10 protein-coding genes are annotated in these 13905 nt (G+C 41.8%); 7 read left to right on the top strand and 3 right to left on the bottom strand.

Annotation, left to right across the window (positions count from 1 at the left end):
- Positions 1–118 precede the first annotated feature (118 nt).
- Positions 119–3649, top strand: a complete 3531-nt coding sequence (locus O3617_RS04040; RefSeq protein ID WP_156718295.1) for a PD-(D/E)XK nuclease family protein — start codon at positions 119–121, stop codon at positions 3647–3649.
- Positions 3639–7460: a helicase-exonuclease AddAB subunit AddA gene (gene addA, locus O3617_RS04045; RefSeq protein ID WP_371448821.1), complete on the top strand. Its 3822-nt coding sequence runs from the start codon at positions 3639–3641 to the stop codon at positions 7458–7460. The genes O3617_RS04040 and addA overlap by 11 nt, the downstream gene beginning before the upstream one ends.
- A 75-nt stretch (positions 7461–7535) precedes the next feature.
- On the opposite strand, the gene O3617_RS04050 is transcribed toward addA, so the two are convergent.
- On the bottom strand, positions 7536–8456 hold the full coding sequence (locus tag O3617_RS04050) for a diacylglycerol kinase family protein (RefSeq protein WP_156718313.1): 921 nt from the start codon (positions 8454–8456) through the stop codon (positions 7536–7538).
- A 201-nt stretch (positions 8457–8657) separates the two neighbouring features.
- On the opposite strand from O3617_RS04050, the gene O3617_RS04055 reads away from it, so the two are divergent.
- Complete coding sequence (locus O3617_RS04055; protein WP_009660730.1) at positions 8658–9380, top strand: GntR family transcriptional regulator; 723 nt, start codon at positions 8658–8660, stop codon at positions 9378–9380.
- A gap of 232 nt (positions 9381–9612) precedes the next feature.
- On the opposite strand, the gene O3617_RS04060 is transcribed toward O3617_RS04055, so the two are convergent.
- A complete protein-coding gene (locus tag O3617_RS04060; protein ID WP_005384514.1) occupies positions 9613–10050 on the bottom strand; it encodes a helix-turn-helix domain-containing protein in 438 nt (145 codons plus the stop codon).
- 80 nt (positions 10051–10130) lie between these two features.
- On the opposite strand from O3617_RS04060, the gene crcB reads away from it, so the two are divergent.
- The 4 genes from crcB to O3617_RS04080 all read left to right on the top strand — a co-directional run bounded on the left by crcB (position 10131) and on the right by O3617_RS04080 (position 12758).
- Positions 10131–10508, top strand: a complete 378-nt coding sequence (gene crcB, locus O3617_RS04065; RefSeq protein ID WP_156718319.1) for a fluoride efflux transporter CrcB — start codon at positions 10131–10133, stop codon at positions 10506–10508.
- 99 nt (positions 10509–10607) lie between these two features.
- On the top strand, positions 10608–11582 hold the full coding sequence (locus tag O3617_RS04070) for a molybdopterin-binding protein (RefSeq protein WP_371448824.1): 975 nt from the start codon (positions 10608–10610) through the stop codon (positions 11580–11582).
- 119 nt (positions 11583–11701) lie between these two features.
- Positions 11702–12133 carry a hypothetical protein gene (locus O3617_RS04075; RefSeq protein WP_371448825.1) on the top strand — a complete coding sequence of 144 codons (432 nt, stop codon included), beginning with the start codon at positions 11702–11704 and terminating at the stop codon, positions 12131–12133.
- 205 nt (positions 12134–12338) lie between these two features.
- Positions 12339–12758, top strand: a complete 420-nt coding sequence (locus O3617_RS04080) for a hypothetical protein (protein WP_371448826.1) — start codon at positions 12339–12341, stop codon at positions 12756–12758.
- A gap of 293 nt (positions 12759–13051) precedes the next feature.
- Here the strand turns inward: O3617_RS04080 and O3617_RS04085 are convergent.
- On the bottom strand, positions 13052–13905 hold an 854-nt coding region (locus tag O3617_RS04085; RefSeq protein ID WP_371448828.1), incomplete at its 5' end, for a transposase.

A 13905-nucleotide genomic window follows, 5' to 3' on the forward strand; every position in this document is an offset into this window, starting at 1 on the left:
GGTGTACAATAGTATATATATTTATATGTCATATAAGTTATCCATGCTATATATTTTGTCTCAGGGATGATGAAATATAAGCAGAATTACTAAATATAACATCGTTGTGGGAGGTAGTATGAGTATTACCATGTATTATGGTCGCGCTGGATCAGGAAAGACCTGTGCCGTATATGAACGCATTCGGCAGGTCATCACCGAGTGTCCTGGTGACCCTATTATTTTGCTCGTTCCAGAGCCAGCAACTTATCGCGTGGAACGGGAACTTGCGGAATTCATGCCTCAAGGCGGCTTTACGACGGTCCGCGTTGTTGGCTTTGGACGGCTCGCCTATCAGGTGTATCAATCGATAGGCAATGTAAAGGCTCAGCAACAGAGTATATCTCAGTTGGGGAGAACCATGTTGCTAAGCCTTGTGATGAAACGAAAAGGGAATGAGTTAGGTCTATTGTCACAAGCGGCTAAACGGCCGGAGTTTTCATCGGTCTTGCAAGGTTTGTTTTCCGAGTTTCGCTCGTTTCGCATTGGACCTGATGAATTAGAATCTGGTGCGGACCGCGTATCAAATGGGGTGCTACAGAAAAAACTACGGGAATTGGCACTATGCATGTCGGCCTACGAAGAGGAATTGCAGCTTCATGGGCAAATTGATGGGGACCCTATTATGGACCTTGTTCATGCATTGCCACAGTCGCCATTGATGGAAAACTGCCACGTCTTTGTCGATGGATTCCACTGGTTTACACCGGTTCATTTTGAATTATTATACATGCTTTTTGACCTAGCTGTAGAATCGGTAATCACCGTTGATTTACCGGCTGATCCTAAACGTATATTGGCTAATACAGGGCATTACGGCATCTTTAATCGTTCTGTTGAAATTTTAGAAAATCTTTATAAGGAATATGGAAAGAAATTGTCCTTTCAACACTTTACAGGGCATAAAGGGACACCCGTGTTGCAATCCTTAGAGGAAAATTTCTTTCATGGTAAGCGCAATACCACGGATGAACATATACCGCTTGTGAGCGCCTATAATCGAGAACGCGAAGCGGATTGGGTGGCTCGTGATATCCTTTCTTATATTGAAAGCAATCCTAATGCACGCTACCGCGATATATGTATTATGCTGCGTGAATCCGAAACCTATGGCGATACGTTGGAAAAGGTATTTACCCGTTATGGGATACCTCACTTTGGAGACCGTCAACGTCCTATGAATAATCATCCGCTTGGGGAATTGATGACGGATTTGCTCGGTATCGTTAAGCATAGTTATAGTCGTGACATCATGTTCCGTCTATTGAAAACGGATTTGACGCCTCTTAGTCGTGAAGCAGTAGATGAATTGGAAAACTATGTACTCGAATTCGGTATCGACCATCTACAGTGGGAACGGGATAATTGGTCCTATATGCGCCGTGTAACGGGGCTTTCAGACGAGGAACAACCGGATGCACCGAGACATGAGCGCGTGAATGCATCGAGACAGGCCATCATGGATATTTTGATACCTTGGTTTGATTTCGCCGCGTCCAGCGACGCGCATACGGGAGCGGAATGGTGTAAACACATCTACACAGTTCTCGAAGCATTACAAGTGCCTCAACGACTCTATGAATGGTCACTAGAGGCGGAGCGAGATGGCGATTTAGAATCCAAGGCCAGTCACGAGCAAATGTACAATGCGGTTATCGGATTTCTCGATGAAATGATGGTCCTCACCGATACGGAAACATTGACGTTGGATGAAATGATAGCCCTCTTAGAAGAGGCCCTCGACAATGTCCATTATTCTATGATTCCGCCGTCCCTCGATCACGTAGTGATTACCACCATAGAACGGGCGTACAGCCAATCGTGGCCTCGGGTCTATGTGATGGGCCTTAATCAAGGCGTATTCCCACAAAACATGGGCGATGAAGGTTTAATCAAGGATAGAGAACGGGAGGCATTGGCTGAAGCGGGCATCGTCCTTGCGGAAGGGGCCTTGCCAAAGGCGTTCAATGAAAACTTTCTTCTCTATCTAGCGATGACGCGGGCTGAAGAGTATTTGACCATATCCTATGCAGGCTCTAATGATGAAGGGGAAGGACTTGAAAGTTCCCTCGTTATTAAACGATTACAATCCCTCGGTTTCTGTACGTCCCCTATAGAGGTTCCTTTTACCATTCAAGACGGCACAGAAGATGAATATTTATGGCGTCCATACCAAAGTCTATCCCTATTATCTGAACGGTGGGGCGCTTTGTTTAGTGGCGTACCTGTATCACCACTGTGGTGGGGCCTCTATAACTGGGCTCGCTATGATGCGGCCTACAGACCACGCTTAGAGGACGTGAGCCGTGGTATTCGAGATAATAATGATGTACCTGTTATTGCACCGGAGTTAGTAAATGGTCTGTTCCTCAAACGGGGTTATATGTCTGGGTCGGTAACGCGCCTTGAAAAATATCGTCAATGTCCGTTTAAATTCTATGCTCAATATGGGTTAAAATTAGAGCCTCGCAAGGTTCGTTCCTTTGGGGCCCCTGAAATTGGTACCTTTTTACATGCCAATTTAGAGCGGTTGGGAACACAATTACTATCCGAGCATAAGCAATGGCGTGATTTAGACGAAACGGCGCAACAAGAATTATGTGCTCGCGTAGCAGCGGATATATTAGAAGAAAACCGTTATGATGAGGATGAAAAGACAGCCTATGATAAGGCTATTGAAGAGCGCGTTGTAAGAACATTACAGAAAACGGTATCGCGCCTTGTTGATTGGTCTAGCCGGTCCTCCTTTGATACGATGTATTTAGAACAGGATTTTGGACGTCCCAATGGATGGGACTCTATTAAGGTATCCCTTGGAGATGATCGCTATTTACGTTTAGTAGGGCAAATTGACCGTATTGATGAATATAATCGTGATGGTCATACGTACGGTATGGTTATCGACTATAAATCGGGTAGTACATCGGTTAATGCACAAGAAATCTATTATGGCCTAAAATTACAATTGATGACCTATCTATTGGCATTAGAATCGGCTTATAAGAAATACCATGATCAACCGATGACACCGGCCGCTGTGGTGTATACATATGTAAAAAATCCACGAACGCCAGCGGGTGAGCCTGTGTCTTATGAAGAGGCCAAAGCCTTGGCGGATACAAATGGGGCCCTTAATAATAAAGGGTATTTTACAGATGATATCGACATGTTGGAAAAGATGGATAAAAATTTGCTCACCTATAAGAGCAAAGGCCCTTATGTGCCCGTTCGTATTACCGGGAAGGGGACCATCCATTCTGGGGATATGAAAATTGTTAAATCCTCCGGTGATTTTGATATCATGTGCCGTTATACGGAATCGATTATGGCTGATACCGGCTCTTCCATCGGCAAGGGTGAATTCCCCATTGCTCCATATCAGTTGAATAAGGCCATTCCTTGTTCCTATTGCGATTACAAGACCGTGTGTCGCTTTGATAACGAGCGCAATCAATACAATTATTTAAGCGTCTTAAATGAGGCGAATGCCCTTGAAAAAATGCGCGATGCTCTCAATGGTTCATCTAGACAAACTCAGGCTAACGCTAGTATTGGTGAAAGTTCTAATAACGATAGTTCTATGACAGGAGGTGACGACAATGGGCGTTAAATGGACACCGGAGCAGGAATCTGCCATCATGTCCCCGAAGGATAGCAATTTAGGGGCTCAAACCTTGCTCGTCGCCGCCGCTGCTGGCTCTGGTAAAACAGCGGTTCTTGTAGAGCGTATTATTACGCGTTTGAAAGATATGGAGAACCCTTTATCCGTACAAGAACTGATGGTTGTTACCTTTACGAAGGCCGCTGCCGCTGAAATGAGCGCTCGTATTGGCGTCGCCTTAGCCAAGGCTATGGAATCTACCGATGATAAAGCGTTACAAGCGCGCTTAGAACGTCAGCTCAATCTATTGCCATCGGCGCATATTTCGACATTGCATTCCTTCTGTCAGTGGGTGATTCATTCCTATTTTTATAAACTCGATATACCTCCGACGGCCCGCATCGGCAATGAAGCGGAAATGGCCCTCTTAAAACAAGAGGTGTTAGAAAATCTGTTGAAAGAGGCTTATGAAAACAATGCGTATGGCATCTTCGATTTGTCCGACTTCTTTAGCGATGATAAATCTGACGCTGGATTACAAGATAAGGTGCTCAGCCTCTATGAATTTGCCATGTCTCAATCGAATCCTGATGGATGGATGCGCCATGCCGTAGAACCGTACGAGGCTGCTCAAAAACAGGATTTACGGGATACCTTATGGGGCCGTGCTATGTGGGATGACCAACAGGCCGAAATCAATCGCATTGCAGACCGTATCGAACAGATGGAACCTTTACTTGAAAGCCCTGTAGGGCCTAAGAAATGGGACAAGGTGTACCAAGAACAATTAGCCGCTTTGGCACAATTAAAAGGGGCTGAGACTTGGTCAGATATGGTCGACGTATGCCGTAACTTGGATACCTTTACAAAAGCTAGTTTTACAAGCCTTGGCAAAGCCTTAGAAAAGGGTGAAGTCGATGGTGCGTTAGCAGACGGATTTAAATCGCTAGGCTCTCAAAACAAGGATAGCTTAAAGGGGATGAAAAACGGTCTATTCCATATTGATGAATCCGTTCTGCAACAGCAATTTAAAGACCAATATCCGCTCATTCATAACCTTGTAGAATTGACTATCGCCTTTCACAAAGCCTATGACGAGGCTAAAAAAGAGCAAGGCATCATGGACTTTAGCGATTTGGAACATCTCTGCTTGGCACTCCTTGTGGAACCGGGCACAGAAGATGATCCAAAACCATCCGAAGTGGCCCTTGAGTTACAGGATACGTTCAAAGAAATCATGGTGGACGAATACCAAGATACGAATGGTGTACAAGAAACCATTATCAACCTCATTTCTCGCGTAGATAATCGGTTCTACGTAGGCGATGTGAAACAGGCGATTTATAGTTTCCGCATGGCGGATAGTTCGCTATTTATGAACAAGTACAATACGTATGGGCTCATGAATGACGCCGTAGAGCGCCGCATTGATTTGGCAAAGAATTTCCGGTCTCACGAAAATATTTTGACTACTACGAATTTTATTTTCTACCAAATTATGACCCAAGAGGCAGCGGAGCTTGATTATGGTGAAAAAGAATCGCTCATACCGGGCCGTATCGTAGAAAAGGCTCCATCCGATTGGGTGGGTGGCGCTGTAGAAATACATCTCTTGGATACGAGTGATACAAATCGTTCTGACGAAGCTGATGGTGATTCCGAAACCGCCGGCGATGAACCGGAGAACAATGAGCGAGAATTGGATTTTATCATCCAAAAAATAAAGGAATTATACGCCTCGAAGAAACAGGTGCAAAATGCGGATGGCTCGTTCCGCCAAATTCAATGGCGCGACTTTGCCGTATTGCGTAGGTCGCTTGCCGGTTGGGGTACGCGCGCCGTAGCAGCCATGCGCCAAGCCGGTATTCCGGCCGTTGTTAATGAACGAGATGGCTATTTTGAGGCACAAGAAATCCAATTGCTCTTGTCCTTGTTACAAATTATCGATAATCCAGAGCAAGATTTGCCGATGGCCGCCGTATTGCATTCTGGCCTTGTCGGCCTCGATGCGAATGAACTTGGGGCGTTGCGCCTTACCGGAGACGGTTCTTTATGGTCTGTTATGCCTACTTACGCAGAACAGGATCAAGATGAACGATTGCTCCAATTCATCGCTCATATCGAGCGTTGGCGCACATTGTCTCGTCGCCATGGCGTGGCGGATCTATTGTGGGATATTTACGAAACCTTGGACTACGTGAACTACGTAGGTGCTATGCCGAATGGCCTTGTGCGGCGCGCCAATGTGATGGCCCTCTATGAACGAGCTAAGGGATTTGAATCCTCCGGATTCCGCGGACTCTTTAGGTTCCTTCGCTTTGTTGAAAGCTTACGCGATAGCAATCAGGATATGGCCGTTGCCAATGTGGTTACCGAAGCGGATGATGTGGTGCGTCTCATGACCATCCACAAGAGTAAGGGGCTTGAATTCCCTGTTGTATTCCTGTCTGGGGTACAAAAGAAATTTAATACCATGGACTTTAATTCACCATTGTTGGTCGATAAAAATGGCGGCATTGGATTAAAGGGCTATTATCCAGACATTCGCGTATCCTATCCATCTATGCCGTGGCTCTATTGTAAATCTATCAAATCGGATGCCATGAAAGCCGAAGAACAGCGTATCCTCTACGTTGCATTAACACGGGCACGGGATAAGCTATTCTTGATCGGATACATCAACAAGGAAATTAAAAAGGAAAAGGGCGTTGGCGCTCATATAAAACATGCGGCCTTGACGCAGACTCAAGCATTAGGTGCCGATCTAATCAAAGCTGGTAATTCCTATTTGCATTGGCTACTCATTGCCTTCGCTCGTCATCTAGATGGGGGTGCACCACTTCGTAATATCATTGAACTCGAAGGAGAGACGAACTTTGACTTGCTCGACCGTCAATGTCAGGTAAAGGTAGAGATTCATGATGGCTCTCTCTATGGTGATTTGGATTATAAGGCTGATGTGGATGAAACGACCATTAATACGGTTCGAGCCTTGGGTAAGGTCAATGATGTAGAGTTGCCTGAGGAAATCGTACAGCGCTTTGCTTTCATCTATCCAAACCTCGTAGCCGCTAAGACAACGGCTAAGATTTCTGTTAGCGAATTGAAACGGAGATTTGCTGAACGTGATGCGGAGGCTGTATCGGCTACAGATGTATCGATGCAGCAGAGACTGGTACCATCCGGTGAAACCTCTGATGATACTACTGATGAGGCTGCGGTAGTAGATACCAACATCCCTGCTATTAGTGAAACAGAACTGGCCGATTCCGTATTTGGTCGTAAACCATTGGCTATTGCTGACGCTGAGGAAATCGTAACGGGTGCGCAATGGGGCACATTGATGCATGAAGCGATGCAATGGTTACCTGTTAAAAAGTATACGCAACAATCTATGACAGATATGCTCGATTCATTGCAAGCAGAAGGTAAATTTAGTGATGAAGAACGGAGCCTGTTAAGCGACCGTAGCTTATATGGATTCTTTAACTCTGATCTTGGCCAGCGTCTCATTGCTTCAAAACGAGTGGAACGAGAATTGCCATTTAGTATGCTCTTTGACGGTAATCGGGTATATCCAGATGTAGAGAACGGGGAACGTCTATTCTTACAAGGTATCATCGATACGGCCTTTGTAGAAGATGATCAATGGGTCCTCGTGGACTATAAGACGGACCGCGTTAAGAGTAGCGATGAGCTCATTCGTCGCTATAAAATACAAATGGACCTCTACAAAGAGGCCCTAGAACGATTGACAAATATGCCTGTGAAAGCAAGTTATATTTATAGCTTCCGCTTGCATGAAGCGATTCTGTTGTAAGCACATATAAGACAATCTACTTAGCATAATACGAACCCCCTTTACTGATTTGCCAGCAAAGGGGGGGCGTATTGCTTAGAGAAGCGGTTTTTTCTTTTGATGTTTTGTCGGTGCAAATACCTTGAGGACTCGTGGTAATACCTCGAGGTCTACAGGCATATACGGACCGGCATCACCATCCATATTGGTTGGTAAATTATCTACATTGCTCAATAGTTCGATATGAGCTTTTCTGACCGTCAATGTAGTGGTATTGCTAGAGTTATAGATGGCGCCGCTTAGGATAAGAGGGAGAACCTTGAAGATATCGAGGATAAAGTATTCCTTAAAAATAACGAGGCGCATATACCCATCATCTACGGAGGCCTCTGGCATAAAGCGTTCAAAACTGGAAACTACATTGGTAAGTAGAGCCAGTACAAGAGGCGATTTACAGATGAAATCATCATCTTCCGTTTGAATGCGGTATGTATAGTCCTTTGTAGTGAAGAGTGCTTGACCGGCGCGTAAGAAGTAGGCTAATGGACCTAAGATGCGTTTTTCCTTTGGTGTTACCTCTTCGATAACCTTTGGAATGACACCAGCTGCAATATTATTGCAGAAGTATTTATCGTTGCAGCGACCAATATCGATGGAGCGAACTTGGTTGATATCGAGGCGGCGAATTGCCTCTAATGGTCGTTGTGGAATGCCGAGAGCACGAGACATATCGTTAACAGTTCCTACCGGAATAAAGCCAAAGGTTGCTTTGAAACCGCCTTGGGCGATACCGTTTACCGTTTCGTTAACGGTACCATCGCCACCCATGCAGAAAACGGCGTCAAAACCATCCTCACAAGCGGCCTTTGCAAAATGGGTTGCATCGTCGGCACCGGTGGTGAATTTAACTTCAATTGTGTCAAAAAGGGTGCTCAATTTCCACTGTAAATCAAGGGCGTATCGGCGTGCTGCACCGCCGCCAGATACAGGGTTAATGATAACCAAACAACGACTCATAGGGGTAACTTCCTCACTTTTTAACTGTGACTATCTTGAAATTGACAGTCATATGTACGGGACTTATAATTATAGAGTATACAATTATTATATATACATGTGTTCGTATATAAAAATGCTTACATTCTATTATACTCATTTTAGGCGTTCATTGAAAGTATGAAAGCGTGTAAACATTAGAGGGGACCTAAGGCTAGAAATATGACAAAAGACGTGAAGGGTACAAAAGAACCAAAAGATGTGTATCATTTTTCCGCTGTAGATTCAATTGAACGATTGCCTTTAAGTGAACAAGTTTATGTGACCTTGAAACAGGCTATTTTAACAGGGGAGCTATTACCGCAAGAAAAACTAAATGAAGTTAAGATCGCAGAACAGCTCAAAGTCAGTGCAACGCCAGTTCGCGAAGCTTTCAGAAAATTAGCAAAAGATAATCTTGTTGTTATCGTGCCATGGAAGGGCGTTACCGTTAAGGCGGATACACCAGAAGAAATCGTGGCGCTGTATCAATGTCGCGAAGTTATGGAAGGTTTGGGGGCGCGTTTGTGTGCTCGTCACGCTACGCCAGAACAAGTGGCAGAGCTTAAGGAATTATGCAAGGAGATGCATGCCATTGAGGACGCTACGGCACGCGTAGAGGTTAATAGCCGATTCCACAGCATGATCGCTCAATTCTCTGGCAATGATCGCGTTGTTGATTACTTAGCCGATTTCCGTGAACGAGTAAATCGCGATATGTATTTGAGTTCCTTCAATGCAGTGCGCACACACGATTGTGACGATGAACATGATCACATCGTAGATGCTATCGAACGTCACGACGAAGTGGCCGCAGAAAATGCGATGCGTGAACATATCAATAATGCATTTATCTTTAAGCGGGCTAATGCGGAGTTACAAGATAAGAAATTGAACGAAGTATAATAACTACATAGACATAGTAAAAAGGACCCTAGATAGGGTCCTTTGTTTTGCAAAGTCATATATAAGATATTGTAAGGGGTTTATCTTTTATATATGTTGTACGTCTTAAGTAGGAATTATTTTAATTTTATTAATCTAATTTTTGGAAGGTTATATAATGTTGTTTTTGTTGAATATAAGAGAGTGTAATAAGGAATAAATTTTGTCTCTATTCATGAATGAAGTCTATAGATTAGAGACGTTTTTTTAGTTCCAAAAAGCGCTGGTGTGCTAGTCGGAAAAATTCGACTCTTTCATAATGTTTGGAAAGATGTCTATTACAGGATTTATAGTCTTGCGTACGAAGATGTAGCAATTGACTCGTAGAAATATTGAGGCAATAAGCAATTTTAAATACTACCTCGATGGATACGCCTGATATTCCGTATCCACATTCTAATTTACTCAAATAGCTGCGACTAATGCCCACGACATCGGCCAATTGTCGTTGTGAAATGCCCATCGATGTTCGCAGGGTAGAGATTTTGTGACCCAAGCACATGTATTGTTGCTGGAATTTTGGGTCCTGATAGTGATTCCGTCGGTAGGCAGGCATTGTAAGTGTAGGATCCTTCATAAGACCTCCTTTCTGATCCCTACCTTGTGCTTTTAGTATACTTAGCAAATACATTGTTGACTAATACGTAATATGTGATAATTATTATATATATATGATAATTACACGAATCGTTAATTTTATGGAGATCTATTATGGAAAAATATATAGCAATCGCCTGCGGTGGTGCTCTTGGTGCACTAGCGCGAACAGTGGTAGGGGAATGGGTAATGGCGCGGTTAGGACCTTATCCTTTTGGCACCATTATGGTTAATTTAATCGGGTGTTTAATCATCGGTATCATCTTAGGTGCCTATCTTTGTAGACCCGACTGGCCTCAATGGGTTCGGTTCTTCTTAGTCGTTGGTGGCCTTGGTGCCTTTACCACATTTTCTACATTTGCCTTTGAGCTTTTACAGCTCTTAACATCTGGTGATATTACAGATGTTCTATTCTATGGGACGGTGCAAATCCTCGGCGGTTTAGCCCTTTGTGCCATCGGTATGTGGATTGCTAAATTCGTATGTGCGTAAATGCATATTAGCAGCTATCATTCATATGATATAGTAAATATATTGCTATATATTACGTTTGATATACATGAAATAGAATATATGTTGAAAGGTTAGATTATGAAAGAAATAAAAGTACAAGATGCAGTTGGACATGCATTGGTACACGATATTGTACGCATCGTCATCGGCGAGGTGAAAGATACACCATTCCGCCGCGGTCATGTGATTACAGAAGCAGATGTACCTAAATTACTCGATCTTGGTAAAGAACATATTTATGTGATGGAACCAGAAGATGAAGGCTTTCTTCACGAAGAAGATGTGGCCCGTGCCTTGTATGACCTTGCCAAGGGCGACCATATGCATGATGGTCCCATGGCACAAGGTAAAATTGAGGCCATTGCCGATGTGGATGGCCTACTCAAGGTGGATGTAGATAAACTATACGCTATCAATAGCATCGGTGAATTAACTATCGTTACGAAATTGAATAATACGCCTGTAAAAGCGGGGGATAAAATCGCTGGTATGCGTTGTATTCCTTTATTGCTAGAAGAACAACAAGTAACAGAGGCTCAAAAAATAGGTGGACCTATCTTAACTATCAAATCATTCGTACGCAAAACAATGGGCATCGTTACAACAGGGTCCGAAGTATTTGAGGGGCGCATTAAAGATGCTTTCACACCTATCATTGAAGAACGTTGCGCGCCATTTGGGGTGAAAAAAATTGTCCATGAAATCGTAACGGATAACACGGACGATATTGTGGCGGCTATCGACAAAGTAAAAGCGGCGGGCGCAGACATCATATTCTGTACCGGCGGCATGAGCGTAGATCCAGATGATTTAACACCAGGCGCCATTAAACGCTACGCAGACCGCGTTGTAACATATGGACTTCCTGTCTTGCCAGGCTCCATGGTGTGCATTGCATACTGTGCTGATGGCACGCCAATTTTAGGCGTACCAGGTGGTGTTCTATTTAGTAAACCAACGGCATTTGATGAAATTGTGCCACGCCTCATCGCAGACGATGAAATTACAAAAGAAGATTGTATCTGTATGGGGCATGGTGGGTTCTTAGGATAAGAAGTTACAATGATCAATGAAATGCTTATAGAAAAATGGGTATTTACAAATGAATTTATGATTATTTATTATTATTAAAAACAGTATGTAACAGTATGCAATATAAAGGACTTTTAGTGATGAAGTTAAAAACAATTTACTCTGTTTTTTGGTACTTATTTTTAGGCTGCTCTTTTATATGGCTAATTTGTGGATTAAGCTACAATTTTTTATATAATGATAAAGTTGAGCAGTCTAGAGTAGAACTGACGCAAGCTTTAAATGCATATTTTCCTCGAGAACAATATATGATTACTAGTGAAGTATATGAGGCGAACAGAAGAACTCTTTTATCAAAAGGCTTAGCAATTAAAATAAGGAAAGATTCATTACATAAAGATATAAAATTAATAAAACCTATAAGTGGGAATTGGACGTTAGTTGACCAAACTAAGAATCGTTATGTATATGAAAATGAATTATATAGAGTATATGTAACAAAGGATCCATTAAATGATGGATATATTGTAGTGTTAGCACGTAATAATTGGTTAGAACTATTGCATTTATAATTAAATTGGTTTTGATTAATATACCCTTTATTTAGTAGATTACTTTTAACTAGAGGGCCTACTATAAAAAAGAAAGAATGTCGTGTCTGTAGCAATAGAGGTCATTAGAATTGGCGACAAACGACCATCTGGATTTGGGTTTTCCTATAGTATAAATGGAGAACATTCAGTTAAAAAATATTCCTAAAAATTAATGTGAGGATATATGGATAGAAATTATTTTAAATTGAATAGGATACCTTTTGCAGTTAAACTCTATGTTGGTTTGGCCTTATTTGTATTTCTACTAATGGGACTTATTCAGCTTCATTCGTATATTAAAAGGCCGGAGCAGATGCAAAGTCTTCAATTATATGAACAAAAGTTAGAAACTATATCCTCAAAAAAAATAAATGAGAAGTATTATGCATCTGGTAGAGCATCTCAAAATAATAATCTTGAAATTACATATGACTCTGTTACAATTGACGATGTTAAAGAGATACTTTCAAAACAAAATATAGGTTGGAACGAGATAAGCAAAAATCGTATAGTTGGACACGATTATGATGTTAATGTTTATATCGAACTATTTAAAGAACGAGGTTCTAATAAAGTGATTTTAATATTACAAAAAAGAAACTAGAATTTTCTTACGATAACAAATGATTTGTATTACTTATTGATATTTATACTAGTCATATATGTTTAGTATAGGGAGATTTTTATATTAGATATAATTTCCGTGTATGCTAAGAAAATATCGTTAATGAAAAGGGGCTGTAACAGAATGCGGTTTTACCGCATTCTTGTTGCAGCCCCTTTAAAATATAATAAACACCAAGAAAATTAGATTTGTAAAGTCCTATGTTTTCTTGGTATTTTTTGTTTTTAGGCGCACCTAAACAGACCTTTAGGCCTATTAAAAATTTTCTGAGTTTAAGCAGTTTCTTTTGCAGTAAATAATGTTGTGTTAACTCGTCCTGCTTGTATTCTGTTATATAATTTTGCAATATTAAATCCCATAGCTAGTAGATATAGCATCTTATGCACTTTTCCACTGCCACGGTGTAAAAATCGTCTAAGCCCGAGATCTTGTTTTAACACACCAAATGCGCCTTCAACTTGAATGGAACGGTTAATTCGTAATTGAATGCCTGTATCACTAAGCAATCTATCTTGGTTTTCGGCCAATACAGTATCATATGCAGGTGTAATTTCAATTCGTTTTACTGGATTTACTGTTGTTGGTTTCATATACCGCTGGCATTCCCTCTTGTATCCACATCGGTTACAAGATTCGCAGATATATACTTTTCGCTCAGATATAAATCCGGTTTTGTTTTTCGCCTTACGCGTAAAAGCATATTTTAATTTACGGCCTTTTGCACATATAAATGCATCTTCTTCAGGTACATATTCCATATTACGAGCTTTACTAATATCTTTAGTCCAAGCTCTAGTTTTTGCCTTTTCATAATATTGTGGTTTTATACAAGATAGGTAATGGTTGTTCTTTAACCAAGTTAAGTTTTCATGGCTATCATAACCAGCATCAGCTACCACATATGTAAATCGTCGGTTATGAATCTGTTCTAATTGCTGTACAAATGGAATTAAGGTATTAGTGTCGTTAGGATTAGGGAATACACCAACTCCCATAATATATTCAGAATGAACCGCTAATTGTACATTGTAGGCAGGTTTAAGCTGTCCATTACGCATATGGTCTTCCTTCATACGCATAAAGGTAGCATCATGATCTGTTTTAGAATAACTGTTACGTTCCCCCA

Origin of the sequence: Veillonella sp. 27098_8_77, from assembly GCF_041431535.1 — a bacterium.
Taxonomy (GTDB): domain Bacteria; phylum Bacillota; class Negativicutes; order Veillonellales; family Veillonellaceae; genus Veillonella.